The organism is Amycolatopsis rifamycinica, from assembly GCF_000695625.1.
Taxonomy (GTDB): Bacteria; Actinomycetota; Actinomycetes; order Mycobacteriales; family Pseudonocardiaceae; genus Amycolatopsis; species Amycolatopsis rifamycinica.
Genome location: NZ_JMQI01000076.1, coordinates 48,820 through 75,139, shown reverse-complemented (window position 1 = coordinate 75,139; position 26,320 = coordinate 48,820). Strand labels below are relative to the sequence as shown.

Genomic DNA, 26,320 nt, shown 5'->3' with positions numbered 1-26,320 from the left:
CCGGTGCTGGTGCGGCCGTCCTATGTGCTCGGCGGGCGCGGCATGGAGATCGTCTACGACGAGGAGACGCTGGCCGGCTACATCCGCCGCGCCACCGAGGTCACCCCGGAGCACCCGGTGCTGGTGGACCGGTTCCTCGACGACGCCATCGAAATCGACGTCGACGCCCTGTTCGACGGCGAGCAGCTCTACCTCGGCGGGGTCATGGAGCACATCGAGGAAGCCGGGATCCATTCCGGTGACTCCTCGTGCGCGTTGCCGCCGATCACGCTCGGGCACACCGACCTGCAGGCTGTGCGCCGCTCCACCGAGGCGATCGCCCGCGGCGTGGGCGTGCGGGGGCTGCTGAACGTCCAGTACGCGCTCAAAGACGACGTCCTGTATGTGCTGGAGGCCAACCCGCGCGCGTCGCGGACGGTGCCGTTCGTGTCCAAGGCGACGGCGGTGCCGCTGGCCAAGGCCGCCGCGCTGATCATGACCGGCTCGACGATCAAGGACCTGCGTGAGAGCGGTGTCCTGCCGGCCGAAGGCGACGGCGGGCAGCTGCCGGCCGACTCGCCGGTCGCGGTGAAGGAAGCCGTGCTGCCCTTCCACCGCTTCCGCACCCCCGAAGGCCACGGCGTCGACTCGCTGCTCGGCCCGGAAATGAAGTCCACCGGCGAGGTGATGGGCGTCGACGTCGACTTCGGCAAGGCGTTCGCCAAGTCCCAAAGCGGCGCCTACGGCTCCCTGCCCACATCCGGCCGGGTGTTCGTCTCGGTCGCCAACCGCGACAAGCGCTCACTGGTGTTCCCGGTGAAACGGCTGGCCGACCTCGGGTTCGAAATCCTCGCCACCTCCGGCACCGCCGATGTTCTGGAAGAGTGCGACGTGCAGTGCACGCGAGCGGAAGACGACGACGTGCTCGACGAAATCGCCGCCGGGAAACTGGCGTTGCTGATCAGCACCCGGCCCGACTCCGGCAGACGGCTCCGCGCCGCCGCGGTCGCCCGCCGGATCCCGTGCGTCACCACCGCTCCCGCTGCCGCGGCGACCGCACGCGCCATCGACGCGCAGATCGAAGGCGGCTTTTGCAGCAGATCGCTGCAACTGCACCAGTGCAGAACCGCTCACGCCCGACGCGCGTGAGTGACCGGAAGAAGAACACGAATGGAGGAAGTTTCACAGTGTCTCATTCCACGGTATCCCACCGGATGCGCTACACCGCTCAGAACGACGACGACTTCTACTGGGAGCGCGTGAAGCGCAACCTCGGTTGGCTTGGCGACACCGAACAGGAGCAGCGCGAGCGGCAGACCAAGCTGAAGGACGCGGTGATCGGCGTGGCCGGCTGCGGCGGCATCGGTGGGGCCACCGCCGACCGCCTGGTCCGCATGGGCGTGCAGAACCTGAAGCTCGCCGACCCGGACAAGTTCGAGGCGTCCAACATCAACCGGCAGTTCGGCGCGACCGTCGGCAACATCGGCCGCAACAAGGCCGAAGCCGTCGCGGAGCTGGTCTACGACACCACCCGCGACGTCAACATCGACGTGTACCCGGAGGGCATCACCCCGGAGAGCGTCGACGAATTCGTCGACGGCTGCGACTACATCCTCGACAAGATCGAACTGTACGAGCTCGACGCGCGGTACACGCTGCACCAGGCGTTCCGGCGCTCGGAGCGGTGCCGGTTCATGATGCTCACCCCGGTGTTCGGCCACCGGACGTTCTTCTTCAAGTGGACCAAGGACTCCATGACGGCCGAGGAGTACTTCGGCATCCCGCAGGGCGCGCCGATGAACCGGGAAAACGCGCGTCAGCTGATCAGCCGCTTCATCCCGGAGATGCCGGACTACCCGAAGCGGGAAACGCTGGACAAGTGGTTTATCGAGGAACTGACCTGCCCGATCTTCGCCGGGACCCCGCCGCTGGCGCAGGGCATGCTCGCGTCCCGGCTCGGCCAGGCCATCACCGGCCTGGACCAGCTGCCCGGCTCGATGGAACTCCCGGTGACCCCCGGCTACGCGATGCTGGACACGCAGAAGTGGACCGCGAAGACCGTGGAGGGCAAATGGTGGGAGCGCTGAGCTCGCTCGACGGGTGCCGCCGGACCGGCGGCACCCGCCCCACCGGCACACCGGCCAAGGAGGACCCGTGATCGCTCCGTTCCAACTCGACACCCGCACCACCCCGGAACACGCCGTAACGCTGCTCGACTGGTCGGCCGAGGAGATCCGGTCCCTGTTCGACCTCGCGGACTGGATCGCCGCGCAGCCGCCCGCCGTACTGCCCAACCTGGCCCCCCGGGCGGTGATCGGGTGCTGCTTCTACCAGAACAGCACCCGGACCCGCCTCAGCTTCGAAACCGCTGCCTGCCGCATCGGCGCCACGACCGTCGGGTTCGCCGATGCCTCGACCACTCGGGCCGGGGACTTCTTCCAGGAGAGCCTGGAGGACACCGTCCGCGTCGTCGGGAGCTACGCCGACCTGCTGGTGCTGCGGCACGTCGACGACGACGCCGGCGAGCGCGCCGCCGCCGTGTCCCCGGTACCGGTGATCAGCGCGGGCTCCGGCGAGCGCGAACACCCGACCCAGGGCCTGCTGGACAGCTGGATGATCACCCGGACGCTCGGTACCGTGGAGGGCGCCAGGATCGGGCTGGTCGGCGATCCCGCCTGCCGCGCGACTCGGTCGACCCTGATCGCCCTGTGCCGCCTGGGCGTCGCGCAGGTGGTGTTCCTGACGCCGCCGGGCTGCGCCGTCCAGCTGGACGAAGACTCCGTGATGGCCGAGTACGGGGTCGGCTCCTACGAGGTGGAAACGGCGACGGACCTGCTGAAGTCGGTCGACGCGGTCAGCATGATCCCGTTCGAGCTGCCCGACTTCCACGTTCCCGCCGCCCGCCGGGACCCGGACGCGCCCCCGTTGCCCCAACGGTACGTGTTCGACCGTCGGCTGTTGAGCACCGTGGGCGCGCACGCCCACGTCTTCCACACCGGGCCCCGCACGGCCGAACTGTCCGCGGACAGCACCGACCTGCCGAACGTGCACTACTTCGAAGGGGTCCGCAACGGGGTCGCCCTGCGTGCGGCGCTGCTCTGCCGGCTGCTTCGCCAGGCGTGAACCGATCGGGTGGGATGGCGCGGGCGTCGACAGTTCGTCGGCAGGCGAACCGACTCGGTCCTACGGTGGAAGGTATGAGGGAAGCCAGGAACCCGGCCGCGACCGGGCTGGGCGGGGACGCGGATTTCGCGACCCCCGCCGAGCTGGTCGGCCACCCCGCCCGGTCCGCGATGCTGCTCGCCCTGCTCGACGGCCGCGCGCTGCCCATGTCGCTGCTGACCGCCGAAGCCGGCGTGGCCCCGTCCACGGCCAGCGCCCACCTGGCGCGGCTGACCGAAGGCGGGCTGCTGCGGGTACGCCGTCAGGGGCGTCACCGCTACTACCAGCTCGCCTCGGCCGAGGTCGCCCAGGCACTGGAGGCGCTGGCCAAGCTGGCGCCACCACGGCCGGCGCGGTCGCTGCGGACGGTCCGGAAGGCCGAGGCCCTGCGGGCCGGGCGCTCCTGCTACGACCACGCGGCGGGCCGGCTGGGCGTGGCGCTCATGCGGTCGATGCTGGAGCAGGGCGCGCTGACCGGCGGTGACGGCCTGCACCACCCGGAGCGGGCCGCCCGCGACCGGCTTTCGGCGCCGGGGCACGACCTCGAGTACCGCATCACCGACGCGGGCTGGGCGCTGTTCGACCGGCTGGGTGTCACCGTCGCCCCCGGTAAGCGCAAGCTCGTGCGCTACTGCGTCGACTGGACCGAGCAGCGCCACCACCTCGCCGGGGCCGCCGGCGCCGCGCTGCTCACCCGCCTCGAAGAGCTCGGGTGGGTCCGGCGCGGGGCCCAGGGCGTGGACCGCGCACTGGAGGTCACCGAAGAGGGCCACGCGGGCCTCGGCGAGCACTTCGGGATCGACTCGGCCGGCTTCGTGCGGGGCCGGGTGGCCTGACCACACGGAAATGGAGGACGAACACCATGGCTCCGACGAGCACGCAGCAGGCGCCTTCGTCCACCCGGCGGCGCTTGATCCTGACCGTCATGTGCGTCGGCATGTTCCTGGTGCAGCTGGACGTCACCATCGTCAACGTCGCACTGCCCCGGATCGGCTCCGGTCTCGGCACCGGCCTGGCCGGCCAGCAGTGGGTGGTCGACGGTTACGCCGTGGTGCTGGCGAGCCTCCTGCTGGCCGGCGGCACGTTCGGTGACCGCTACGGCCACAAGCGCGTCGTCCTGGCCGGGCTCGGCCTGTTCGGCGTGGCCTCGCTGGTCTGCGGGGTGGCGCCGGACGTCGGCGTGCTGGTCGCCGCGCGGGCCGTGCAGGGCGCGGGTGCCGCGCTGCTGCTGCCGGGCACGCTGGCTGTCGTCACCCGCGCCTACCCCGACCGCGCCGAGCAGGCCCACGCGGTCGGCGTCTGGGCCGGCGTGTCGGCGCTGGCGCTGCCCGCCGGGCCGCTGATCGGCGGCGCGCTGGTGTCCGGGTTCGGCTGGCGGACGGTGTTCCTGATCAACCTGCCGATCATCGCGGTCGCGATTCCGGCGACGATCCGGCTGGTCGAGGACAGCGTGGCGCAGAACGCCCGCCGCCTCGACGTGCCCGGCATGGCACTGGCCACCGTCACGCTGGCGGCGACGGTCTACGCGGTCATCGCGTCCGGGCACGGCGGTTCCCCGGCACCGGTCTGGATCGCCGCTGCGATCGCCGTCGCCGCGTTGCTCGGTTTCCTGGTGCAGGAGCGGCGAGCGCGTGATCCGCTGCTGCCGCTCGGGTTGCTGCGCACGCCCGCGTTCGCCGGAGCCAACCTGGTGGCGGCGGCCATGAACCTGGTCGGCATCGGCATCGTCTTCGTCGCCACGCTGTACCTGCAGACCGTCCAGCACCACGCGGCCTTCGTGGCCGGGATGATGCTGCTGCCGCTGTTCGTCCCGCTGGCCGCACTGGCCCCGGTGACGGGCCGGATCACCGGCCGCTACGGCCCGCGCCCGCCGATCACGTGCGGGCTGCTCATCGGCGCGGCGGGGTCGTTCGCGTTGCTCGGGCTCGCCCCGGACAGCAGTTACGTGCGCCTGCTCCCGGTCCTGCTCGGCCTGGGCATCGGAATGGGTTTGCTGACGGCGGCGGTCGTGTCGGCGGCGGTCCGCGCGGCACCGCCCGAGCGCGCCGGACTGGCCAGCGGAGTGAACAACACGGCCCGCCAGGCAGCGGGAGCACTGGCCATCGCGTTGTACGGCGCGATAGCGGGTTCCCCGTCCGACGGACCGGCGTTCACCAGCGGCCTGCACGTGATCGGCCTGATCGGCGGAATAACCTGGCTGGCGGCGCTCGGCTTGACCTGGCTGACCATTCCCCGCCGATCGGACTGACGGTCTGGTTTCGACGGCGGCGAACCGGACGTCGCGGCCGGGTTGGGTGTGCGACGCGTGGCTCCCAGCGGGTCGCGGCGAGCACGTCGAGTGGTCGTGGTGCTGGTGACCGGGTTCGTGGCGCCGGGCTTCTCCCCGGGCCACGATCGGTCACCCGACTCCGCGGCGGCGAGCTCGCCGGTCCCGTCCACCGATCGCCGCCAGGCAGCTGGCGGGATCCAATTGGTTCTTGCTCTTTCGGGGCCGCGCTAGACGCCGAGATGGCCGAGGGCGTCCTCTACGACGCGCGCGACGAATGCGGTGTCGAGCGGCTCGCGGGAGAACCAGCGACGGTAGAACAGCGGGCCGGCGACGGCGGCGGTGACGTCGGCCGGCCCGCGATCCGCGGCGAGCTCACCGCGGGCTCGGGCGCGTTCGGTCACCACGCCGAACGGAGCCATCAACCGGGCGTGCAGATCCGCGTGGAGCCCGGCCAGCTCGGGCTCGCGCTCGGCGGCGTCCACGATGGAGGGCAGGACCGCCGCCCAGCGGGCAGTCCGCAGCTGCTCGGCCAACGCCTCGGCCAAGGCGACGAGATCCCCGCCGAAGCTGCCCGTGTCGGGGACCGGAGGCGCCGACCCGATCGTCGAGCACGCCTCGATCAGCAGCGCGGCCCGTGACGGCCAGTGGCGGTAGATCGTGGTCTTGGAGACGCCCGAGCGTCGTGACACCTCGTCGATGCTGACACCGCCGATGCCGCCCGCCGAGAGCAACTCGTACGTCTGGGCGAGCACCGCGGCCTTGGACCGCTGGACGCGAGCGTCGACGAAGTCCCCGGATCGGGCCACGTGGCGATCTCCGTTCTTCTCCTCGGAAAAACAGTACGGTACTGTACCGTACTGTTTCGGGGAGCCGGACGGTCCGGCTCGCCGGGAGCAGCCAGGAGAACGCCGTGAAGCTCGCCTCAATCCGCCTCGTCACCGATGACCTGCCCGCCTTGACCGCTTTCTACTCCACGCTCACGAACACCGAGCCCGTGACCCCCTTCGGGTCCGGCGACTACGCCGAACTGCACACCGAAGGCGGCATCGTCGCGTTGGCCGACAGCGCGGCGGTCAACCGTTTCAACAACAACGCCGCCGTGGCCGCCGCCAACCGATCCGCCATCATCGAGTTCGAGGTCGACGACGTCGACGCCGAACGCGCCCGCCTGAGCGACCAGGTCACCGCCTGGGTCCAGGAACCCACCAACCAGCCATGGGGCAACCGGTCGATGCTCCTGCGCGACCCCGACGGCAACCTCGTCAACATCTACTCCACCGGACACTGAACGGCCGGCACTGCATCGCGGCCTCATCGAGGAACGCGGGCAGAAATCGACCAACGCCGGCGGCGATCCGCTCCCGCCGCTGCGGCACCGCCTCAGCTTCGGACGATCTTGTCCAGCTCGGCCAGGTCGTCGCCGGAGAGCCGGGCAGCCGCGCCGGCGAGGTTCTCGGTCAGGTGCGCGACCGACGAGGTCCCGGGGATGAGCAGGATGTTCGGCGAGCGCTGCAGCAGCCAGGCCAAGGCGACCGACATCGGTGTCGTGCCCAGCCGGTGGGCAACAGCCGACAGTGCCGAGGACTGCAGCGGGCTGAACCCACCGAGCGGGAAGAACGGCACGTAGGCGATGCCCTGGCCGGCGAGCTCGTCGATCAGCGGGTCGTCGTGGCGGTGGGCGAGGTTGTACATGTTCTGCACGCACACGATCGGCGCGATCGCCTGCGCTTCGGCGACCTGCTCGAAGGTCGCGTTGGAGACGCCGAGGTGCCGGATCAGGCCCTGCTGCTGCAGTTCGACCAGGGTGCCGAACGCCTCGGCCAGCGAGCCGGGCTGCGGTCCCGTGGCGTCGCCGAGGCGAAGGTTGACCACGTCGAGCCGGTCCAGGCCAAGGCTTTCGAGGTTGTCGCGTACGGCCTGGCGCAGGTCCTCGGGCCGGCGGGCCGGGGGCCAGCCGGCGTGCGCGTCGCGGTGGGCGCCGACCTTGGTCACGATGTGCAGCTCTTGGGGGTAGGGGTGCAGTGCCTCGCGGATCAGCTGGTTGGTGACGCGCGGGCCGTAGGCGTCCGCGGTGTCGATGTGGGTGATGCCGAGCTCGACGGCCTTGCGGAGCACGGCGAGTGCGCCTTCGCGGTCGGCGGGCGGCCCCATGACCCCGGGGCCGGCCAGCTGCATGGCGCCGTAGCCGAACCGGGTCACGGTCAGCTCGCCCAGGGACCAGGTGCCACCGGGCAGGGAAAGTTCGAGTTGATCAGTGCTCATGCCGTCGATCTTCACCCGCTGCCGGGCGGGGCGGCCAACACCGATCCGGTGCACTGTGATACTCACGAAGTATCACAGCCAGCTACGCTGTGGCATGGACACTGTGGAGACCCGCGAGCTGCGGTACTTCATCGCCGTCGCCGACGAACTGCACTTCGGCCGGGCCGCCGAACGCCTCGGCATAGCCCAGCCCCCGTTGTCCCGCGCGATCCAGCAGCTCGAGCGGCGTCTCGGCGTCACGCTGCTGGAACGCAACCGCCGCGGCGTCTCGCTGACCGGCGCCGGGGAAATCCTGCGGCAGGAGGGCCGCGTGGCGCTCGACGCGACGGCCGCCGCGGTCCGCCGCACCCGCCGCGCCGGCCATCAGGACGGCGCCCGCGACCGGCTGGTACTGGCGGTGAAGGCCGCCGCGTTCCACGAACTGCTGAACAAGCTCCTCGACGCCTACGCGGCCGAGCCCGGTGCCGCCGAGATCGAGGTCCTGCCGAGCGGAACGTGCGAACAGGAGGAGATGCTGCGCGACGGCCGCGCCGACGTGGCGCTCATGCACACGCCGTACAACTCCTTGACCGGGTTCGACAGCGTCGCACTGATGACGGAGCCGCAGGTGGCGATCCTGCCCGCCAGACACCCCTTGGCCGAGCGGAAGACGTTGTCACTGAACGACATCGCGGACGTGCCCGATCTTCCGCTCGCCCGCTGGGCCGGCCAGGACACCGACGCCCCCGGCCCAGGACCCGAAATCCACGACCAGACTCAGCTGGCCCAGCTGATCGCCCTCGGCCGCACGGTGGCGGTTTTCCCGGAGTCCGCCCGCACGTGGCTGTGGGACGAGCACGCGGCCGTCCCCCTGAGCGACGCTCCACCGGTCACGACCCACATCGTCTGGCCCGCGCACAGCCGCTCGCGCGCTCTGGCCGGGCTGATCCGGACGGCCTCGCGGCTCTGACCCACCGCTTGATACCGCGCCGGTAGCACGGCTTGTCGAAGCGGTCTGGGAAGATAGTCCGCCGCTGGGCACCCTCGGCTCGTCACCGGCACAGACACCCGTCTGAAGGAGCAAGTGCGAGGAAACCCCATGTCCGCCGATGGAAGGCAGCCGCCGCCACTTCGTCGACAAAGGACCAGCTGGGCCAGGTTTTGTCCCTGCTCGCCGACCACCTACGGTCACGCACAGAAGATGCTGACGCGGTGCGGAACCACGGGAGCACCCTGGCCACCGCCGGTGATCGCCCGCGAGCAGTCCGGCTCTGGCAGGAGGCACTTGCCATCGCCACGACGGTCGGTGTGGCCCAAATCGAGGAAAAGGCTCGCGAACGCTTGGGCGGTGCCCATTGAAGTCGCTGACCGCACAACGTCTGCTCTTCGGTATTGGCGAGCGTTAGCCGTTTCAGGGCTCTGTGGCTGGTCGACGATGCGGTGAAGGAGACAGGCGGCGCCCCAGGTAGATGGTGTGCCGAGAAAACGGCGGAAGCGCCGTTGCGCGAGCCGGGCCAGCGCTGCAACTGCGAAGCACGATCCGAGCCAGAAGACGATGTTCGCGATGACGTTGGTAGCGATGTCCAGCAACGTTCGATCATCGTCGTCGCTGTACCACTCCCTGCCCGCGGCCGGTGATCCCATCGTTGGGGAGCACGCACAGGTCGCGCGATGCGCTCATCGGCATGAGCGTGCGTCCCGACCGGCGGCCAGTCAGCGGCAGAAGCGATGTCCTGCTCAGACACGAACTCCGCTGGCGCGGGCTCATTGGTGCGTCGGTCACCGGCACTTTGTCGTAGCGGTGGACGTCGCAGGCGGAGGCGATCTCGCGGGCTCCTCGACTGGCCACCAGAGATCGTCCGGATTCCGACGTTGCTATCGGCGGTTCGCGTCCAGCGCCAATACCGTCATATCCAGAATCCGCTGGTAGTACTCGCGACCGTAGGTGTCGAGCTCGGGGATGACCCGGATGAGGCGCTGCTCGCATTCGGCCAGCACCCCCCATCTCCGATCGTCCAGGAGACCCTGTTGCTCCAGCCAGACGGCGACACAACCAGCTGAGTGCGCATCGAGCATCACCATGTCGATGCCTCCCACATCGGCACCTCGCCACCGACTTGGGAACGGCGCCTTGCGATGGGCCTCAATGAGCGTCCTGACTGCTGCCCGCCGACCCGTGAGATCCACCGGTTTCCCCCTCCTGACCTAGGCGAAGCAATGGTACAGGCGTGCGTCGTGGTCTCAGAATTCACCGGCCCAAGCAAGCGGTAGAACACGTCGCGCAGGTGAAACCCGATTGCCCTCCAGCGACAGTGACGCCTGGCTGCAGCGAATCACACCACCGGACTGCCAAGACCGGCACCTCACCCTCGGCTGGGCAAAACCTGATCCACAGTGGCGACCGCGTGCTGTTCGTCGACGGCTGGATCGAAACCGGCGGACAGGCCCACGGCGCCCACCTCCTCTCGTGTCGTCGAGTATCTCGATCGTGAGGTTCTTGATCATCTGTCTCATATACGAGACTCTTTGAGTTTCTTTGGCGATTCTATCCACTGTCGGTCGTGTTATCGGCGTGGATAGATGTGTGCTGCGGCGAACACTTCCCTGACCGACTCGGTTGTTCGACAACGAGAAGGGAGAACGAATGCGACCACGGGCACGGCGGCGTTGCGCTGTCGCTGATGCGATCCGCGAGCTCGTTGCGGCGGTCCTGGCGGCCGTGCCGGAGCACCGGGGGATTCGGATGCGTTGCTGACCGCGAAAGAGGTGGGGGAGCTGTTGCAGCTGTCGTCGAGGATGGTGAAGGACCAGGCCGCCGCCGGGGTGCTGCCGCATCACCGGTTCGGTAAGCACTACCGGTTCACCCGCGGCGATGTCGCCGAGATCGTGCGGCTCGGTGCTGCCCCGGTGAAGCCACCGCGACGGCGGGTGTCCGTTGAGGACCTTGCTAGGGATTTCCGCGCCGCGTGAGGCGGGGCGGGGTGGCAGAAGGAGGAGTAAAGGATGGCTTACGGCCAAGAAGAATCCGGGACCGGCGAGCCCGGCACAAGCGTCCTGATGGGACGTGGGACAGCAAATCGGGGTTTCCGACAGAGAAGGCTGCTGAGGATTGGGGTCTTGAGCAGGAGGCGTTGATCCGGCGGAACCTGTGGCTGGACCGCGAGACGCTGAGACGCGGTTCGGGGACTTCGCCGAGGAGTGGCTCGAGGCGGTCGCGCCGCGGCTGGAGCTGAACACGATCGCTAAATACCGGTCGTTCCTGGACAACCAATTGCTCCCTCAGTGGAACGCGTGGCCGCTGATCGCGAACTTCAACGGGTACGTCGAGATCGAGCGGTGGCTCTCGGAGCTTCACGAGGACTACGCCGAGTCATCGGTGTCGTCATACTTCGCGCTGCGCAACGGCGTGCGCGTGTCGATGGGGGAGTTCGATACGGAGCGGTTGGTGGCTACGCCTGCCCAGGCGCTGCGAGCCGCGATGCGGCTCTACGAGATGGGGTTGGGCAAGTCGGGGGTTCGTGCTGTGTCTGATGGATGTCTATACCGGCGCCCGTTGGGGTCAACTCGTGGGCCAGCAGCGGCACGAGTACGACTCAGAGCGCCGTGGCATCGAGATCCGGACGCCGCTGAAGGAGGGGGCGGGTAAAGTCTACAAAGGAGGTCGGAAGAGTGATGATCATCTCTCCGATGGCCGCCACCGACGCGGCGGGGGAACTCCCGGCCGAAGAAGGGCCGGACCAAGACGCCTGCGGGCACGAGGTCGTAGCCCTGCCACCGGGGATCGCGGTGCAGTACGAGGAGCTGATGGACAGCCACCGGGAGCCGTTCGTGCTGTGTACGCCGGAGGGGCATCCGTGGCGGCGGTCGAACTTCCGGATCCGGTTCTGGCGGCCGGCGTGGGACGGCAACGAACTCGACGACCCTGGTGCGGGGGAGCGGCGTCGCCGATCCTGCCGACGTTCACGTTTCACGAGGGACGGCACACGCATGCCACCTGGCTGACCGAGGACGGGATCCCGGAGGTCGCGCGGCGCGCGCGGCTGGGGCAGAAGATGAAGGGCATCGCGCGGGCCTACGACCACGTGACGCCGGCGATGGTGAACCAGGTTCTGGATGCCCTGGAGGAGCGGTGGCAGCGGTCGCTGTATCCGGGGGAGCGGGCGAAGCTGGTGTCCTGGTTCCCGCATCTGCGGTCCCGCCGAGGGTCTGGATCCCGGCCGGGCACCCATCGCCATCTGACGACTGAAGCCCCGCCCCTCCGAGGAGGGACAGGGCTTCAGACCTGCAAGAGCATATGGTGCGCGATACTGGGATTGAACCAGTGACCTCTTCCGTGTCAGGGAAGCGCTCTCCCGCTGAGCTAATCGCGCGAGGTGGAGACGGGATTCGAACCCGTGTACACGGCTTTGCAGGCCGTTGCCTCGCCTCTCGGCCACTCCACCGTGACTAGGCCCGAGAGCCTATCGAGCGGATGACGGGATTCGAACCCGCGACCCTCACCTTGGCAAGGTGATGCGCTACCAGCTGCGCTACATCCGCACTCCCCAGCTCCGGGAGGTCGTTCCCCCGTCGCCGTGGTGTGGGAAAACCATATCGGACCCCGGAAACGGGGCTGACACCGGGGTGTCACTCCGCCGTTGCGGGGCCGTCATCAGGCCAGATCGTGGGGGATCAGGTGGGTGAGCGCGTCGTCGACGTCGACCCAGAGGTGCTCGTTGCCCGGGAGCACCACGTCGTACGTCCGGTCGAGGAAGTCGGCCAGCTCCTGGGCGGACGCCTCGAACATGGCGTGGCCGGAGGGCGAGTTCAGCTCGATCAGGACCGCTTCGGGGTCCTCGACGGACGGGCGGATGCGGACGTCCCCGTCACCCGCGTCGGCCAGGAGGCCGTCCGCGAGGAGGTCGCGGGCGTACACCCACTCGACCCAGCCGGCGCGGCCGGTGCGGAAGGCGGCGACGACCGCGTACGGGTCGCGTGTGTCGTAGCGCAGCTCCACCTTGACCGGAACCGCGGGAGTCCGCGGCGCCAGCAGGTCGAAGACCGCCGTCGAGCGGAGCGTCACGTGATCGTTGCGCATCGTCCTACCCTTCGTCTCCCTTCCCGGCCCGGCCCGGCCGAGGGCGTCACTGCTTGGACGCATCTGGAGGCCGATTCCGTCGCGGGTGCGCCGCAGATCACCCGTCCGGGCTCTTCGGCCCCCGTCTCCACCCGTGACCACCCGCGGCGCGCAACTGACCGGCGCACCCCGCGGGGCCCACGCCTCCATACTGCGCGGTTTAGTCGCCGGGCGATAGCACCGTCGCACGGATGTCGAACGTGGCGTCAGGCGGCCCCCCGCACGGACAACCCCGGTTAGCTCGGGGTTGTTCGTTCCGTACTCGCCGGTAAGCGGAGTGTGGTCGGCCAGGACCACCCGTTTGCAGGCGCCTGAAAGTCGTACGCTAAAGTTTCCGGTAACACCGCGAGCGGGCGATTAGCTCAGCGGGAGAGCGCTTCGTTCACACCGAAGAGGTCACTGGTTCGATCCCAGTATCGCCCACGCGAGAGCCGAGAGAGCCCCGTTCGCCGAAGAGGTGAGCGGGGCTCTCCTGCTGTGTCGGGCTCGAGGTCGGCCCGCGATTCCCAGGGGTCCGCCGAAGCGGAGTGAACGATCCGTTCGGATCGCCCGTATCAGCTTGCGAGAGCGGTTCGCGCCCCCGTCGCCGGGGCTCGCCGGAACTGCCTTCGAACTCTGCCGCCGCGGCGGTTTCTTGTCGAACGTCAGCCCTGCGGGAGGCCGGATGTGATCCTGGGCACTTCCCGTGCCGGCGGGCGGCGGCCACGTGTGACAGAACCGTGGCGTGTGACGAAGTGGCGACGAATGTCACCGAGGGTGGCCGCCGGACTCGCGCGGCGCCGGCGCCGCACCGGGTGGGTCCACTGTGGAGCGAGCTGGCTCAACAGTGTCCACAGTAGATCTCCGAGGGGCCGCTGGGCCATTCGGCGGTGCTTGGTCCACCCGGGTGCGGGCATCACCCTTTTCGCTACGGAACGTAGTTTTCGCGGGGATACCCTCTCTCACGTATCGTCTTCGTCTTGTTATCTTCCGGCCATTTCTGGCGGGGATGTCACGCAGCATGTGGCTGGAAATCCTTGTAACACTGCCGAGAGGGTCGCCGATAACTTGCCGTGTGAAGCCTCCGCGGGCTCTGCGCGACCACTGAGATGCAGTGACTCTCCGAAATCATCTGGGGTGACGCTGCGTGCCCGCGGCTCAACTCGATCCAGTTCCCGGGAGGTCAGATGGAAGAGTCGGTGCGGCCTTCGTACACGGTGAGCCAGCCACCGCCGCACATCGACCTCCAGGCCATCCCGCGTCCCGTCAAGCGGGACGAGCAGCCCGATGACGGGGGCCCGTCCGCCAAGGCGTGGCCCGCGGACTGGGAAGCGCGGTACAGAGCCTGGGTCATCGGCGGCGACGTCTTCATCACGCTGCTGGTGATCGCGATCAGCGCGTTCGTCATCGATCGCGTTGCCCCGCACGACATGCACGCCTTCGGCACCATGCTGGCGGTGTTCGTCTCGCTGCCCGCCAGCCGGGCCTGGAGCCCGCGCGTGCTCGGCGAAGGCGCGGAGGAGTACCGCACCCTCGGCCGCGGCTTCATCACCGCCGCCGTCCTGGTCGCGCTGGGCGGCCTGCTGTTCGGCGCCCTCGAGGTCCAGGTCTGGGTGTTCGTCGTCGTCCCGGCCATCGCGCTGGTCGCCTTCCCGCAGCGCTACCTGTTGCGCCAGGTGCTGCACCGCAAGCGCGCCAAGGGACTCTGCCTGCTGCCGGTGATGGCCGCGGGCAGCCCGGAGACCGTCGCCGACCTGATCGCCCGCACCCGCTCCGAGGTGCACGTCGGCTGGCGCGTCGAAGCCGCCTGCACCTTCAGCGGCCACGGCGAAGACCGCGACAGCGGCGAGATCGACGGCGTCCCGGTCGTCGGCCGGCTGGAGGAGCTGTCCCGGCACGTGCGGCGCGGCGGCTACCGCGTCGTGGCGATCACCGCCGACCAGTACTGGACGCCGAAGCGGCTGCAGCGGCTCGCCTGGGACATGGAGGGCACCGGCGCGGAGATGGTCGTGGCGCCCGTGCTGATGGAGGTCGCCGGCCCCCGGCTCAACGTCACCGGCGTGCTCGGCATGCCCCTGCTGCGGGTCACCGCGCCGATGTTCACCGGCGGCCGTCGCGTGGTGAAGGAGATCGTCGACCGCTGCGGCTCGGCGCTGCTGCTCACCCTCCTGTCCCCGCTGCTGCTGCTGATCGCCGTCGCCATCAAGCTGAACGACCGCGGCCCGGTCATCTACCGCCAGCGCCGCGTCGGCCGCGACGGCGCGACCTTCACCATGCTCAAGTTCCGGACGATGGTCACCAACGCCGACGCCATCAAGCAGACCCTGGCCGAAGACAACGAAGGCGCGGGCCCGCTTTTCAAGATGAAGCGCGACCCGCGTATCACCCGCGTGGGTGGTTTTCTCCGCCGGTATTCCCTCGACGAGGTGCCGCAGCTGTTCAACGTCCTTTCCGGGAAGATGTCGCTCGTCGGCCCGCGGCCGCCGCTGCCGGAGGAAACCGCGCAGTACGCGCCCGACGCCCGCCGCCGGCTGCTCGTCAAGCCGGGCCTCACCGGGCTCTGGCAGGTCAGCGGGCGCAGCGACCTGACGTGGGCGGAGAGCATCCGCCTGGACCTGCGGTACGTCGAGGACTGGTCCCTCGCCCTCGACCTGATGATCCTCTGGAAGACGTTCCGCGCGGTGATGGGCGGGCAGGGCGCCTACTGACCCGTCCCGCCGCGCCGCGCACCACGGCCGCCGGCTCCCGTCACGGGGCCGGCGGCCGTGTTTTGTCGCGCCGCGCGACCGGTCGTGCCCGCCCACCACGCACGTCGAGCCGCCAGGCGGGGCTGATGCCCCTATCCGCCGTGAAGACCCGGGCCGGCCGGGGCAGTTCACCGCCGCCGGGTGGCGCCCACGAAATAGTTCAACGCTCAACTTGGTTGGACGGGGTACCGACCCAACGGAAGGAAGCTCAGCCCCATGACCACCTTTGCCGAGCAGACCGAAGCCCTCCAGGTCCCCGCGGACGTCCAGAACCTGCTGTTCCGCGAGGCCCGCACGGCCAACAGTTTCAGCTCCGAGCCGGTGACCGAGGAGCAGGTCCGCGCGATCTACGACCTCGTCAAGTGGGCCCCGACGTCGATGAACACCCAGCCGCTGCGCGCGCTGGTGCTCCGGACCGCCGAGGCGAAGGCCCGCCTGCTCCCGCACATGGCCCCGGGCAACCGGGACAAGACCGCGGCCGCGCCGCTGACCGTCGTGCTCGCCGCGGACGTCGACTTCCACGAGAACATCCCCCAGGTGTTCCCGCACAACCCCGGGGTCAAGGACAAGTTCGCCGACGAGCAGGGGCGCGTCGAGTTCGCCAAGCTGAACTCGCTGCTGCAGGTCGGCTACTTCATCATCGGCGTCCGCGCCGCCGGGCTGGCCGCCGGCCCGATGACCGGCTTCGACGCCCAGGGCGTCGACGACGAGTTCTTCGCGGACAAGAAGTGGCGCTCGCTCGTCATCGTCAACGTCGGCAAGCCCGGCGAGAACCCGTGGTTCGACCGCCTGCCGCGGCTGGACTTCGACCAGGTCGTCGAGACCCTCTGACGTCGATCGGGCGGGCCGCCCCCGGAACCGGGGGCGGCCCGCCCGGCGTTCGCGCGACGCGCGTGAGGCGCGCGGGGGCCGACGACTAGCATCGACGACGTCATCTCTGTCACTCCAGCTTGAGGAGCCGATCGTGTCGCAGTCGCCCCCCGTTTCCCCCGTGGCCGCCTCCCGCGTGGTGGTACCGGCGGGCACTACGGCGGGCGCGGCGGTCCGCGAGGCCGGCCTGCCGACCAAGGGCGAGGACACGATCGTCGTGGTCCGCGACGCCGACGGCAAGCTGCGCGACCTCGCCTGGGCGCCCGAAGCCGACGCCGAGGTCGAACCGGTCGCCGCGAACACCGACGACGGCCGCAGCGTCATCCGCCATTCGGCCGCGCACGTGCTCGCCCAGGCCGTGCAGCAGCAGTTCCCGGACGCCAAGCTGGGCATCGGCCCGCCGGTCAAGGACGGCTTCTACTACGACTTCGCCGTCGACAAGCCGTTCACCCCGGAGGACCTGCAGGCGCTCGAAAAGCGCATGAAGCAGATCGTGAAGGGCGCCCAGCAGTTCTCGCGGCGCGTTTTCGACTCCGTCGACGAGGCCAAGAAGGAACTGGCGGACGAGCCGTTCAAGCTCGAACTCGTCGACCTCAAATCCGAAGTGGACACCTCCGAGGTGATGGAGGTCGGTGAGGGCGAGCTCACCATCTACGACAATCTCGACCCGCGCACCAAGGAACGTGTCTGGAGTGACCTCTGCCGTGGTCCGCACGTGCCGACCACGAAGTTCATCCCGGCGTTCAAGCTGACCCGCGTCGCCGCCGCGTACTGGCGGGGCAGCGAGAAGAACCCGCAGCTGCAGCGGATCTACGGCACGGCGTGGGAATCCGCCGAGGCGCAGGACGCCTACCTCGAGCGCATCGCCGAGGCCGAGCGCCGCGACCACCGCAAGCTCGGCGCCGAGCTCGACCTGTTCTCCTTCCCCGAGGAGATCGGCTCCGGCCTGCCGGTGTTCCACCCGAAGGGCGGCATCATCCGCCGCGAGCTGGAGAACTACTCGCGCCGCCGCCACGAGGAGGCGGGCTACGAGTTCGTGAACACCCCGCACATCAGCAAGGGCGAGCTGTTCCACACCTCCGGCCACCTGCCCTACTACGCGGACACGATGTTCCCGCCGGTGCAGTTCGACGAGGAGAACTACTACCTCAAGGCCATGAACTGCCCGATGCACAACCTGATCTTCCGCTCGCGCGGGCGGTCCTACCGCGAGCTGCCGCTGCGGCTGTTCGAGTTCGGCACCGTCTACCGCTACGAGAAGTCGGGCGTGGTGCACGGCCTCACCCGCGTGCGCGGGCTGACGATGGACGACTCGCACATCTACTGCACCAAGGAGCAGATGCCGGGCGAGCTCAAGTCGCTGCTGAAGTTCGTCCTCGACCTGCTCGCCGACTACGGGCTCTCCGACTTCTACCTCGAGCTGTCCACCCGCGGTGACTCCGACAAGTTCATCGGCGAGGACTGGGAGTGGGAGGAGGCCACCGAGACGCTGCGACAGGCCGCCGTCGACTCCGGCCTCGAGCTGGTCCCGGACCCGGGCGGCGCGGCCTTCTACGGCCCGAAGATCTCGGTGCAGGCCAAGGACGCCATCGGCCGCACCTGGCAGATGTCGACCATCCAGCTGGACTTCAACCAGAACAAGCGGTTCGAGCTCGAGTACACCGCGCCGGACGGCTCGCGCCAGCGCCCGGTGATGATCCACCGCGCGCTGTTCGGCTCGATCGAGCGCTTCTTCGGCGTGCTGACCGAGCACTACGCGGGTGCGTTCCCGGCGTGGCTGTCGCCGGTGCAGGTGGTCGGCATCCCGATCACCGCCGACCAGGTGGAGTACCTGCGGGACGTCGAGAAGGCGTTGCGCGCCAAGGGGATCCGCGCGGAAGTCGACGCGAGCGACGACCGGATGCAGAAGAAGATCCGCACGCACACGACGCAGAAGGTGCCGTTCATGCTGCTGGCCGGCGCCAAGGACGTCGAGGCGGGCGCGGTGTCGTTCCGCTTCCGCGACGGCGGCCAGATCAACGGCGTGCCGGTGGCGAAGGCGGTCGAGGCGATCGCGGAGTGGGTCGGGCGCCGCGAAAACGCGTCGCCGTCGGCCGAGGCGCTGGAGACGGTCGTTCGGTGAGTGACGGTGATTCCCGGGGCCAAGCCCCGGACCCCGGCCGGGGGACAAGCCCCCCTGGACCCCCCGAAAGCGGCAGTACCGAGCTCGTCGAGCAGCAGGGCATCGGGGTCCAGGACGCCTTCCAGCGCCTCTGGACCCCGCACCGGATGGCCTACATCAAGGGCCAGGACAAGCCGGACGGCGACGACGAGCCCGGCTGCCCGTTCTGCCGCATCCCCACGCTGGACGACAAAACCGGCCTGATCGTCGCCCGCGGCGACGTCGTCTTCGCGGTGCTGAACCTGTACCCGTACAACCCGGGGCACCTGATGGTGGTGCCGTACCGGCACGTCGCGGACTACACCGACCTCACGGCCGAGGAGACGCGCGAGGTCGCGGAGTTCACGCAGCACGCGATGAAGGTGATCCGCGCGGTGTCCGGCGCCCACGGGTTCAACATCGGCCTGAACCAGGGCCACATCGCGGGCGCGGGCATCGCGGCGCACCTGCACCAGCACCTGGTGCCGCGGTGGGGCGGGGACGCGAACTTCATGCCGGTCATCGGGCAGACGAAGGTGCTCCCGCAGCTGCTGGGGGAGACGCGGGACATGCTGGCCGACGCCTGGTGACCCGCCGGACCGCCGGTGTCCGGGCCGGCGTTGCTCCGACCGGCGAAAACTCCTGATTGAGTGTTCAACCGAGAGTATGATGGGGCTATGTCCGGAACCCGATGGCTCAGCGATCACGAACAGCGCGTCTGGCGCGAGTTCAACGCGGCCACCCGCATGCTCAGCGCGCACCTCGAAGGCCAGCTGCAGCACGACTCGGGCATGCCGCACACCTACTACGAAGTCCTCGTCGCCCTCTCCGAAGCGCCCGGCCGCCGGCTGCGGATGAGCGAGCTCGCCGACGCCCGGCAGGCGTCCCGCAGCCGCCTCTCGCACGCCGTCGCCCGGCTGGAGGCGAACGGGTGGGTGCGGCGCGAGGCGTGCCCGACCGACAAGCGCGGCGCCTGGGCGGTGCTGACCGACGACGGCTTCGCCGCGCTGGAGGCGGCCGCACCCGGGCACGTCGAGGCCGTCCGGGAGAGCCTGTTCGACCCGCTGACGCCGGAGCAGGTGACGGCGCTCGGCGAGATCAGCGCCGCCATCCGCCGTCAGCTGTCGCCGAAGTGCGCCGCCGCGGTGGCCGCCGAAGAGGCGCGGGAGCACGAGGGCCAGCTCACGAAATCGGGCTGACCCGGGGCGGCGCGTCGGGGCCGCGCACGTGGGTCGATAGGCTGCCATCGCCCACCCGACCCTCGTAGCCAGGTGCCTCGACGAACCGATGCTCAATATCTTCGCGCGTGCCTCCGTCTCCCGCGTCACCGATCCGATCGGCCAGGCGCTGGTCCGCGCCGGGCTGACCCCGAACGTCATGACCGTGTTCGGCACCGCCGGCGCGGTCGTCTGCGCCCTGCTCTTCTTCCCGAACGACCACCTCCTGTGGGGCACCTTCACGGTGTGGGGCTTCGCGATGCTCGACATCCTCGACGGCGCGATGGCCCGGGCCCGCGGCTACGGCACCCCGTTCGGCGCGGTGCTCGACGCGACCTGCGACCGCCTGGTCGACGGTGCCCTGTTCGCGGCCATCGCCTGGTGGTGCTTCGTCGTCGACGACAACCACCCGGCCGCCGCCGCGGCCCTGCTGTGCCTGGTGCTCGCCCAGGTGATCTCCTACGTCAAGGCTCGCGCGGACGCCTCCGGCCTGCCGGTCGACGGCGGGCTCGTCGAGCGCGCGGAGCGGCTGATCATCGCGCTGGTCGGCACCGGCCTGCACGGCTTCGGCATCCCGTACACCGTGGACGTGACGCTCTGGCTGCTCGCCGCCGGATCGGTCGTCACGCTGCTGCAGCGCTTCGCCGCCGTGGCGAAGGCGGCCCGCGAAGCCGCCGCGGGGGAGCAGCGGGCATGAGCACGCTGAGCGAGCGGCTGAGCGCCTTCGGCTACGCGGCCGGGTGGAAGCTCGCCGGCTGGCTGCCCGCCGGGTTCGGCGGGACGGTCTTCTCGCTCGGCGCCGACCTCGCCGTCCGCCGGGACGGCGGGGGCGTGCGTCAGCTGCGCGCGAACCTCGCCCGCGTCGTGCCGCAGGCCGACCCCGTCGAGCTCGACGAGCTGACGCGCCGCGCGATGCGCTCGTACGCCCGCTACTGGCACGAGACGTTCCGGCTGCCGTCGATGGACCACAAGGAGGTCAGCGCCAAGGTCGCGGCGTCGATCACCGGCGTGGAGAACCTCGACGCGGCACTGGCCGAGGGCAACGGCGCGGTGATGGCCCTGCCGCACAGCGGCAACTGGGACGTCGCCGGCGTCTGGCTGGCCGACTACCTCGGCGGCTTCACGACCGTGGCCGAACGGCTGAAGCCCGAGTCGCTCTACCGCCGGTTCGTCGAGTACCGGGAGTCGCTCGGCTTCGAGATCGTGCCGCTCACCGGCGACAGCTCGGCGATGCGCGTGCTGCTGAAGCGGCTGCGCGAGAACAAGGCCGTCTGCCTGGTCGGCGACCGCGACCTGACCACCAGCGGCATCCCGGTGAAGTTCTTCGGCGAGCCGGCCCGGCTGCCCGGCGGCCCGGCGCGGCTGGCGGCGACGACCGGCGCCGCGCTGATCCCGGCCGGCTGCTGGTTCACCGAGGACGGCTGGCAGATCCGGCTGCACCCGCGCATCCGGGTCACCGCGCGGGCCGAGGTCCCGGCCGCCACCCAGGCACTGGCGGACATCTTCGCCGGCGACATCGCCGCGCACCCGGCCGACTGGCACATGGTGCAGAAGTTCTGGCCCGCCGACCTCGAGGCCGCCGAGCAGGCAAGCCTCGAAGAAGCGAGCTGAGCGGTGGCCACGCGGCCGATGCGGGTCGGGATCGTGTGCCCCTACTCCTTCGACGTGCCCGGCGGGGTCCAGGGACACGTGATCGACCTGACGAAGGCGCTGCTCGCGCGCGGGCACCAGGTCTCGGTGCTGGCGCCCGCGGACGAGGACGCGGAGCTGCCGGAGTTCGTGCACTCGGCCGGCAAGGCGCTCGGGATCCCGTACAACGGCTCGGTCGCCCGGCTGCAGTTCGGCCCGGTGTCCTACGCGCGGGTGCGGCGCTGGATCCGCGAAGGCGACTTCGACGTCCTGCACCTGCACGAACCGGCCGCGCCGAGCCTGTCGCTGCTGGCGCTGCTCATCGCGGACGGCCCGATCGTGGCGACGTTCCACACCGCGACGACGCGCTCGCGCACGCTGTCGGCGTTCCAGCCGGTGCTGCGGCCGCTGCTGGAGAAGATCACCGCGCGGATCGCGGTGTCGGCGCTGGCCCGACGCGTCCAGGTCGAGCACGCGGGCGGTGACGCCGTGGAGATCCCGAACGGCGTCGACGTCGGGTTCTTCTCCTCGGCGCTGCCGCTGTCCGGCTACCCGCGGGCCGGGGGCACGGTCGGGTTCGTCGGCCGCTTCGGCGAGCCGCGCAAGGGCATGGGTGTGCTGCTGGAGGCGCTGCGGCTGATCCTCCCGGAGTTCGAGGACCTGCGGCTGGTCGTGGTCGGCCGCGGCGACGAAGACCAGCTGCGCCGCGACGCCGGGCCGGACCTGGCCCCGCACCTGGAGCTGCTGGGCCAGGCCGACGACCACGTGAAGGCCCAGGCGCTGCGCAGCGTCGACGTCTACTGCGCGCCCAACACCGGCGGCGAGAGCTTCGGGATGATCCTCACCGAGGCGATGGCGGCCGGCACCCCGGTGCTGGCCAGCGGCCTCGACTCGTTCCGGCGGGTGCTCGACGACGGCCGTGCCGGCCTGCTCGTCGAGACCGGGGACCCGGCCGCGCTCGCGGACGGGCTGCGCGAGCTGCTCGGCGACCCGGCGCGCCGGGCGTCACTGGCCGCGGCGGCGGGGGAGCGCGTGACGATGTACGACTGGTCGGTGGTGGCCACGCAGGTGCTGCGCGTCTACGAGACGGCCGTCGCCGCCGACCCGCGGCGGGTCGCGGCGCCCGAGCGGGAGCTCGCCCGGTGAGCGTGCTCGGCTGGCTGCTCCCGCTGCTCGCCCTGGTGGTGCTGCTGGGTGGGCTCTTCCTGGTGGCGACGGCGAACCGGCTCGACCGGCTGCACGTCCGCACGGACGCCGGCTGGGCCGCGCTCGACGCCGCCCTGGCCCGCCGGGCGGTGGTGGCCCGCGCCGTGGCGGCGGTGCTGGGCGACACTGAGCTGCGGACGTCGGCCGAACGTGCCGAAGCGGCGCTGCGCGCGGACCGCGAGGCCGAAGAGGGTGACCTGACGCTGCAGCTGAGCCGCGTCGACCGGGCGGGCCTGCCGCCCGAGCTGGCCGAAGAGCTGACCGACGCCGAGCACCGGGTGGTGATCGCCCGCCGCGTCCACAACGACGCCGTCCGCGACACGCTGCGGCTGCGCCGGCGGCGGAAGGTGCGGTACTTCCGCCTCGCGGGGACCGCGCCGTTGCCGGAGTACTTCGAGTTCGCCGAGCCGGAGGTCTGACATGTGGTGGGTGGTCGTCGAGGAGCAGCGCGGCATGGGTGACGGCCGGGAATGGTCGCTGTCGGAGACGTTCCCGCAGCCGGACCGGGAGACCGCCGAGGCCGAGGCGCTGCGGCTGGCCCGCGAGTACCAGCCCGCCTACCCGTGGTCGCCGAAGTCGCGGAAGGTGCTGCGGGGCCCGGGCGGGTACCTGGTGGTCGTCGAGGGCCGGACGTCGACGTTCCATTTCCGGCTGAGCGTGCTCGAAGAGGTCTGAAACCGTTGACGCCCGGACCGCGTCGGAAGCGGCATGAGTCCGATGTGGTGGGTCGTCATCGAAGAGCAGGGCGGCGCGGGGGACGGCCGCGGCTGGGGAGTCGCCGACGCGGCGGGCTACCCGGACCGCGACACCGCGTTCGACGAGGCGTACCTGCTGGCCAAGCAGCACCGGCCGCCGCGGCCGTCGTCGCCGCAGAAGCGGGTCGTGCTGCGGGTGAGCGACGGGTACCTGGTGCTGGTGAAGGGCCGGACGGACGTGTGGCAGTTCCGCGTGACGGTGGGCGAGCAGGCCGGCGGCTGACACACTGGGCGGCATGAGTGAGACCTGCGACGTCGCGCACGGCACGGCCCCGGCCGACCCCGGGCTGCGGACCCTGGTGGCGGTGTTCGCGTCGCCGGTGTCCCGGTCCCTGCTGAAGTTCGCCCGTGAGGTCGGCTACCACGTGGCGCTGTTCGAGCCCGACCCCGCGCGCGTCACGGACGTGCCCGAGGGGTTCGAGGCGGACACCGTGCTGCCGTCGCTCGACGTGTCCGCGGACGTGGTCGTCACCGACCACCACCGCCCCGAGCTGGGCACAGTCCTCAAGGCCGCACTCGAGGGCAAGCCGCGCTGGGTGGGCGTGCTCGGCAACCCGCGTCACCCGGGCCCGCACGTCGCCGCCCTGCAGGCCCTCGGCGTGCCGGAGTCCGACATCGCCCGGGTGCACCGCCCGGTGGGCCTGAACATCGGCTCCCGCACCCCGCCCGAAATCGCCCTCGCGACCCTGGCCGGCCTGATCGCCGACCGCAACCACCGCCCCGGCGGCTTCGACTTCTGACGCCACCCCGGTCGTGAGTGGTAAGGAGGATTCTGACCCGCCTTACCACTCACGAGCGGTTCAGTGGACGGCCATTCCTTCCGGCATGGGCTCGAACCTCGCGTGGCGGCGGGTGAACGTGGCCGTGCCCGAGGTCATCGAACGCAGGTCGATGAGGTAGCGGACCAGTTCGGTGGCCGGGACCTCCGCCTTGATCACCGTCCGGCCGCCTTCGCCGGCTTCGGTGCCCAGGACGCGGCCGCGGCGGGAGGACAGGTCGCCCAGCACCGTGCCGAGGTGCTCGTCCGGGAGCCGGATCGCCACCTCCTCCAGGGGTTCCAGCATCGTGATGTGGCCGTTCGCCGCGGCCTCGCGCAGGGCCAGCGCACCCGCCGTCTGGAACGCCGCGTCCGAGGAATCCACGCTGTGGGCCTTGCCGTCGACCAGGGTCACCTTGACGTCGACGACCGGGTGGCCGTCGGCGAGGCCGCGCGCCAGCTGGGCGCGCACGCCCTTCTCCACGCTCGGGATGAACTGGTGCGGCACCGCGCCGCCGACGACCTTGTCCACGAACTGGAAGCCGCTGCCGCGCGGCAGCGGCTCGACCTCGATGTCGCAGACGGCGAACTGGCCGTGCCCGCCGGACTGCTTCACGTGCCGCCCGTGGCCCTTGGCCGGCTTGCTGAACGTCGAGCGCAGGCTGATCTTCACCGGCTCGGTGTCGACGTCGGCGCCGCCCGCGCGCAGCCTCGACAGCACGACGTCGGCGTGGGCCTCGCCCATGCACCACAGCACCAGCTGGCCGGTCTCGGCGTTGCGGTCCAGCCGCAGGGTCGGGTCGCCGGCGACCAGGCGGGAAAGGTTGCGGGCCAGGGTGTCCTCGTCGCTGCGGGTCTTCGCGACGACCGCCACCGGCAGCAGCGGTTCCGGCATCGCCCACGGCTCCATCAGCAGCGGGTCGTCGGGGGAGGAGACGGTGTCGCCGGTCTCCGCCGAGCCGACCTTCGTCAGCGCGCAGAGGTCGCCCGCGACGCAGTAGGGCACTTCCCGCAGGGCGGAACCGAGCGGCGAATACAGGTGGGCGACGCGCTCGTCGGCGTCGTGGTCTTCGTGGCCGCGCTCGGCGAGGCCGTGCCCGGACACGTGCACCGGCCGTTCGGGCCGCAGCGTCCCGGAAAACACCCGGACGAGTGACACCCGGCCGACGTAGGAGTCCACCGCCGTCCGGACGACCTCCGCGGCGAGGGGGCCGGCGGGGTCGGCGGTGATGGCGGCGTGCTCGCCGCCGTCCGGCGTGGTGACCTCGGGGGGCCGGTGCTCCAGCGGGGAGGGGAACGCGCGGACGATGCCGTCGAGCACCTCGGCCAGGCCGACGCCGCTGGTCGAGCACACCGGGATGACGGGGTGGAAGGACCCGCGCGCGACGGCGGTTTCGAGGTCGGCGATGAGGGTGGCCTCGGGGATCTCCTCGCCGGCGAGGTAGCGGTCCATCAGGGACTCGTCCTCGCTCTCGGCGATCACGCCTTCGATCAGCTCGTTGCGGGCCTCGGCCATCCGCTCGAGGTCGGCCGCGGCGGGTTCGCCGACCTTCGGCGGGTAGCCGCCCGAGTAGTCGAAGTACCGCTGGGTGATCAGCCCGACCAGGCCGTCGCCCGCGGGCAGGTACAGCGGCAGCACCCCGGCGCCGAACGCGGCCTGGCAGGCGGCCATCTCGGCCATCGCGTCGGCCCGGTGGTGGTCGAGCCGGGAGACGACGACCGCGCGCGGCATCCCGACCGCGGCGCACTCCTCCCACACCGCGACCGTCGCCGCGTCGACGCCCTCGGCGGCGGAGACGACGAACAACGCCGCGTCGGCCGCCCGCAGCCCGGCCCGCAGCTCCCCGACGAAGTCCGCGTACCCGGGCGTGTCGATCAGGTTGATCTTGTGGCCCTGGTGCAGCACCGGCGCCACCGAAAGGCCGACCGAGCGCTGCTGGCGGACCGCCGCCGGGTCGTGGTCGCACACGGTCGTGCCGTCGACCACCGAGCCCGCCCGCGGCACCGTGCCGGACGCGGCGAGCAGGGCTTCGGCGAGGGTGGTCTTCCCGGACCCGGCCGGCCCGACGAGCACGACGTTGCGGACCTTGGCGGGGTCGTCCACAGCGACGGCGGCCCCGGCGTCGGCGTTCTTGGCTTGTTTGTCGGCCATGACGACTCCTCGGCGAACGGCTGGTGTACGGGATGTGTCCTCGATCACACACCCGCTACCCTGGTCCCGGCAAGGCAAGGCCCCCGGGACCAGCCGAATGC

The 26,320-nt window shown here is 70.6% G+C and carries 28 protein-coding genes and 4 tRNA genes; 23 read left to right on the top strand and 9 right to left on the bottom strand.

Translation table 11 applies throughout. The annotated features are described in order from the left end of the window. From DV20_RS37170 to DV20_RS37150, 5 genes are all read left to right on the top strand, one after another. Nucleotides 1–1,128: CarB family protein (locus tag DV20_RS37170; protein ID WP_456356079.1), on the top strand; the 1,128-nt coding region annotated here is incomplete at its 5' end. A gap of 65 nt (nt 1,129–1,193) precedes the next feature. After that, entirely contained in the window at nt 1,194–2,066 is an 873-nt protein-coding gene (locus DV20_RS37165; RefSeq protein ID WP_043788089.1) for a ThiF family adenylyltransferase, read from the top strand. A 67-nt stretch (nt 2,067–2,133) separates the two neighbouring features. Continuing rightward, the gene (locus DV20_RS37160; protein ID WP_043788088.1) at nt 2,134–3,102 is read left to right on the top strand and encodes an aspartate carbamoyltransferase; all 969 of its coding nucleotides are present in this window, start codon (nt 2,134–2,136) and stop codon (nt 3,100–3,102) included. Between the two features lie 74 nt (nt 3,103–3,176). Next, a complete protein-coding gene (locus tag DV20_RS37155) occupies nt 3,177–3,977 on the top strand; it encodes an ArsR/SmtB family transcription factor (RefSeq protein WP_043788087.1) in 801 nt (266 codons plus the stop codon). Between the two features lie 26 nt (nt 3,978–4,003). Next, on the top strand, nt 4,004–5,389 hold the full coding sequence (locus DV20_RS37150) for an MFS transporter (protein ID WP_051736288.1): 1,386 nt from the start codon (nt 4,004–4,006) through the stop codon (nt 5,387–5,389). A 248-nt stretch (nt 5,390–5,637) separates the two neighbouring features. Here DV20_RS37150 and DV20_RS37145 read toward each other — a convergent pair whose 3' ends face one another. After that, a complete protein-coding gene (locus DV20_RS37145; RefSeq protein ID WP_043788085.1) occupies nt 5,638–6,216 on the bottom strand; it encodes a TetR/AcrR family transcriptional regulator in 579 nt (192 codons plus the stop codon). Between the two features lie 104 nt (nt 6,217–6,320). Here DV20_RS37145 and DV20_RS37140 point away from each other — a divergent pair, with 104 nt between their 5' ends. Beyond that, entirely contained in the window at nt 6,321–6,698 is a 378-nt protein-coding gene (locus tag DV20_RS37140; RefSeq protein WP_043788083.1) for a VOC family protein, read from the top strand. Between the two features lie 92 nt (nt 6,699–6,790). Here the strand turns inward: DV20_RS37140 and DV20_RS37135 are convergent, their stop codons facing one another. Then, nucleotides 6,791–7,672 (bottom strand): aldo/keto reductase family oxidoreductase, encoded by an 882-nt coding sequence (locus DV20_RS37135; RefSeq protein WP_043788098.1) that lies wholly within the window; start codon nt 7,670–7,672, stop codon nt 6,791–6,793. Nucleotides 7,673–7,766: 94 nt separating this feature from the next. On the opposite strand from DV20_RS37135, the gene DV20_RS37130 reads away from it, so the two are divergent. Continuing rightward, the gene (locus tag DV20_RS37130; protein ID WP_043788082.1) at nt 7,767–8,621 is read left to right on the top strand and encodes a LysR family transcriptional regulator; all 855 of its coding nucleotides are present in this window, start codon (nt 7,767–7,769) and stop codon (nt 8,619–8,621) included. 218 nt (nt 8,622–8,839) lie between these two features. Here the strand turns inward: DV20_RS37130 and DV20_RS45240 are convergent, their stop codons facing one another. Together DV20_RS45240 and DV20_RS37125 are read right to left on the bottom strand one after the other, a co-directional pair. Continuing rightward, nucleotides 8,840–9,241, bottom strand: coding sequence for a hypothetical protein (locus DV20_RS45240; RefSeq protein WP_152603806.1), 402 nt, complete (start codon nt 9,239–9,241; stop codon nt 8,840–8,842). Between the two features lie 285 nt (nt 9,242–9,526). Beyond that, nucleotides 9,527–9,748 (bottom strand): hypothetical protein, encoded by a 222-nt coding sequence (locus DV20_RS37125; protein WP_051736287.1) that lies wholly within the window; start codon nt 9,746–9,748, stop codon nt 9,527–9,529. A gap of 651 nt (nt 9,749–10,399) precedes the next feature. On the opposite strand from DV20_RS37125, the gene DV20_RS44455 reads away from it, so the two are divergent. The 3 genes from DV20_RS44455 (at nt 10,400) to DV20_RS46855 (ending at nt 11,976) form a co-directional block, all read left to right on the top strand. Further along, nucleotides 10,400–10,621, top strand: coding sequence for a helix-turn-helix domain-containing protein (locus tag DV20_RS44455; protein WP_235191107.1), 222 nt, complete (start codon nt 10,400–10,402; stop codon nt 10,619–10,621). A 178-nt stretch (nt 10,622–10,799) separates the two neighbouring features. After that, on the top strand, nt 10,800–11,297 hold the full coding sequence (locus tag DV20_RS46860) for an N-terminal phage integrase SAM-like domain-containing protein (protein ID WP_235191106.1): 498 nt from the start codon (nt 10,800–10,802) through the stop codon (nt 11,295–11,297). Nucleotides 11,298–11,505: 208 nt separating this feature from the next. After that, a complete protein-coding gene (locus tag DV20_RS46855; protein WP_235191105.1) occupies nt 11,506–11,976 on the top strand; it encodes a site-specific integrase in 471 nt (156 codons plus the stop codon). Here DV20_RS46855 and DV20_RS37110 read toward each other — a convergent pair. From DV20_RS37110 to DV20_RS37095, 4 genes are all read right to left on the bottom strand, one after another. Further along, a tRNA-Val gene (locus DV20_RS37110) sits at nt 11,947–12,021 on the bottom strand. The genes DV20_RS46855 and DV20_RS37110 overlap by 30 nt on opposite strands. Before the next feature lies 1 nt (nt 12,022). Next, a tRNA-Cys gene (locus tag DV20_RS37105) sits at nt 12,023–12,093 on the bottom strand. A 24-nt stretch (nt 12,094–12,117) separates the two neighbouring features. Beyond that, nucleotides 12,118–12,190: transfer RNA gene (locus DV20_RS37100), tRNA-Gly, on the bottom strand. Between the two features lie 112 nt (nt 12,191–12,302). Next, entirely contained in the window at nt 12,303–12,728 is a 426-nt protein-coding gene (locus DV20_RS37095) for an SsgA family sporulation/cell division regulator (protein WP_013227152.1), read from the bottom strand. Between the two features lie 390 nt (nt 12,729–13,118). Between DV20_RS37095 and DV20_RS37090 the strand changes: the two genes are divergently transcribed. From DV20_RS37090 to DV20_RS37030, 13 genes are all read left to right on the top strand, one after another. Beyond that, nucleotides 13,119–13,190 (top strand) — tRNA-Val (locus tag DV20_RS37090). Between the two features lie 743 nt (nt 13,191–13,933). Beyond that, on the top strand, nt 13,934–15,454 hold the full coding sequence (locus DV20_RS37085) for a sugar transferase (protein ID WP_043788078.1): 1,521 nt from the start codon (nt 13,934–13,936) through the stop codon (nt 15,452–15,454). Nucleotides 15,455–15,709: 255 nt separating this feature from the next. Next, entirely contained in the window at nt 15,710–16,324 is a 615-nt protein-coding gene (locus DV20_RS37080) for a malonic semialdehyde reductase (RefSeq protein WP_043788077.1), read from the top strand. Between the two features lie 133 nt (nt 16,325–16,457). Then, nucleotides 16,458–18,485, top strand: coding sequence for a threonine--tRNA ligase (gene thrS / locus DV20_RS37075; RefSeq protein ID WP_043788076.1), 2,028 nt, complete (start codon nt 16,458–16,460; stop codon nt 18,483–18,485). Between the two features lie 101 nt (nt 18,486–18,586). After that, entirely contained in the window at nt 18,587–19,093 is a 507-nt protein-coding gene (locus DV20_RS37070) for an HIT family protein (protein WP_043788096.1), read from the top strand. Between the two features lie 87 nt (nt 19,094–19,180). Beyond that, complete coding sequence (locus tag DV20_RS37065; protein ID WP_043788074.1) at nt 19,181–19,702, top strand: MarR family winged helix-turn-helix transcriptional regulator; 522 nt, start codon at nt 19,181–19,183, stop codon at nt 19,700–19,702. Nucleotides 19,703–19,790: 88 nt separating this feature from the next. Continuing rightward, nucleotides 19,791–20,417, top strand: a complete 627-nt coding sequence (pgsA, locus tag DV20_RS37060; protein ID WP_043788073.1) for a phosphatidylinositol phosphate synthase — start codon at nt 19,791–19,793, stop codon at nt 20,415–20,417. Continuing rightward, on the top strand, nt 20,414–21,331 hold the full coding sequence (locus DV20_RS37055; RefSeq protein WP_043788072.1) for a phosphatidylinositol mannoside acyltransferase: 918 nt from the start codon (nt 20,414–20,416) through the stop codon (nt 21,329–21,331). Before pgsA ends, DV20_RS37055 begins: the two co-directional genes overlap by 4 nt. Nucleotides 21,332–21,349: 18 nt before the next feature. Beyond that, complete coding sequence (locus DV20_RS37050; RefSeq protein ID WP_043788095.1) at nt 21,350–22,495, top strand: glycosyltransferase family 4 protein; 1,146 nt, start codon at nt 21,350–21,352, stop codon at nt 22,493–22,495. After that, nucleotides 22,492–22,974 (top strand): hypothetical protein, encoded by a 483-nt coding sequence (locus tag DV20_RS37045; RefSeq protein ID WP_043788071.1) that lies wholly within the window; start codon nt 22,492–22,494, stop codon nt 22,972–22,974. Before DV20_RS37050 ends, DV20_RS37045 begins: the two co-directional genes overlap by 4 nt. A 1-nt stretch (nt 22,975) precedes the next feature. Beyond that, nucleotides 22,976–23,230 (top strand): hypothetical protein, encoded by a 255-nt coding sequence (locus DV20_RS37040; RefSeq protein ID WP_043788070.1) that lies wholly within the window; start codon nt 22,976–22,978, stop codon nt 23,228–23,230. A gap of 33 nt (nt 23,231–23,263) precedes the next feature. Beyond that, complete coding sequence (locus tag DV20_RS37035) at nt 23,264–23,533, top strand: hypothetical protein (RefSeq protein ID WP_235191104.1); 270 nt, start codon at nt 23,264–23,266, stop codon at nt 23,531–23,533. A gap of 13 nt (nt 23,534–23,546) precedes the next feature. Beyond that, nucleotides 23,547–24,050: an XdhC family protein gene (locus tag DV20_RS37030; protein WP_043788068.1), complete on the top strand. Its 504-nt coding sequence runs from the start codon at nt 23,547–23,549 to the stop codon at nt 24,048–24,050. A 60-nt stretch (nt 24,051–24,110) separates the two neighbouring features. On the opposite strand, the gene DV20_RS37025 is transcribed toward DV20_RS37030, so the two are convergent. Beyond that, nucleotides 24,111–26,219 carry an elongation factor G-like protein EF-G2 gene (locus DV20_RS37025; RefSeq protein ID WP_043788067.1) on the bottom strand — a complete coding sequence of 703 codons (2,109 nt, stop codon included), beginning with the start codon at nt 26,217–26,219 and terminating at the stop codon, nt 24,111–24,113. Nucleotides 26,220–26,320 lie beyond the last annotated feature (101 nt).

What these genes read in the sequence shown, in the direction of transcription:
- DV20_RS37165 (WP_043788089.1), top strand. Translation starts at nt 1,194, where the DNA reads ATGCGCTACACCGCTCAGAACGACGACGACTTCTACTGGGAGCGCGTG.
- DV20_RS37155 (WP_043788087.1), top strand. Translation starts at nt 3,177, where the DNA reads ATGAGGGAAGCCAGGAACCCGGCCGCGACCGGGCTGGGCGGGGACGCG.
- DV20_RS37150 (WP_051736288.1), top strand. Translation starts at nt 4,004, where the DNA reads ATGGCTCCGACGAGCACGCAGCAGGCGCCTTCGTCCACCCGGCGGCGC.
- DV20_RS37135 (WP_043788098.1), bottom strand. Translation starts at nt 7,672, where the DNA reads ATGAGCACTGATCAACTCGAACTTTCCCTGCCCGGTGGCACCTGGTCC.
- DV20_RS37130 (WP_043788082.1), top strand. Translation starts at nt 7,767, where the DNA reads ATGGACACTGTGGAGACCCGCGAGCTGCGGTACTTCATCGCCGTCGCC.
- DV20_RS37095 (WP_013227152.1), bottom strand. Translation starts at nt 12,728, where the DNA reads ATGCGCAACGATCACGTGACGCTCCGCTCGACGGCGGTCTTCGACCTG.
- DV20_RS37085 (WP_043788078.1), top strand. Translation starts at nt 13,934, where the DNA reads ATGGAAGAGTCGGTGCGGCCTTCGTACACGGTGAGCCAGCCACCGCCG.
- DV20_RS37080 (WP_043788077.1), top strand. Translation starts at nt 15,710, where the DNA reads ATGACCACCTTTGCCGAGCAGACCGAAGCCCTCCAGGTCCCCGCGGAC.
- DV20_RS37065 (WP_043788074.1), top strand. Translation starts at nt 19,181, where the DNA reads ATGTCCGGAACCCGATGGCTCAGCGATCACGAACAGCGCGTCTGGCGC.
- pgsA (WP_043788073.1), top strand. Translation starts at nt 19,791, where the DNA reads ATGCTCAATATCTTCGCGCGTGCCTCCGTCTCCCGCGTCACCGATCCG.
- DV20_RS37055 (WP_043788072.1), top strand. Translation starts at nt 20,414, where the DNA reads ATGAGCACGCTGAGCGAGCGGCTGAGCGCCTTCGGCTACGCGGCCGGG.
- DV20_RS37050 (WP_043788095.1), top strand. Translation starts at nt 21,350, where the DNA reads ATGCGGGTCGGGATCGTGTGCCCCTACTCCTTCGACGTGCCCGGCGGG.
- DV20_RS37040 (WP_043788070.1), top strand. Translation starts at nt 22,976, where the DNA reads ATGTGGTGGGTGGTCGTCGAGGAGCAGCGCGGCATGGGTGACGGCCGG.
- DV20_RS37035 (WP_235191104.1), top strand. Translation starts at nt 23,264, where the DNA reads ATGAGTCCGATGTGGTGGGTCGTCATCGAAGAGCAGGGCGGCGCGGGG.
- DV20_RS37030 (WP_043788068.1), top strand. Translation starts at nt 23,547, where the DNA reads ATGAGTGAGACCTGCGACGTCGCGCACGGCACGGCCCCGGCCGACCCC.
- DV20_RS37025 (WP_043788067.1), bottom strand. Translation starts at nt 26,219, where the DNA reads ATGGCCGACAAACAAGCCAAGAACGCCGACGCCGGGGCCGCCGTCGCT.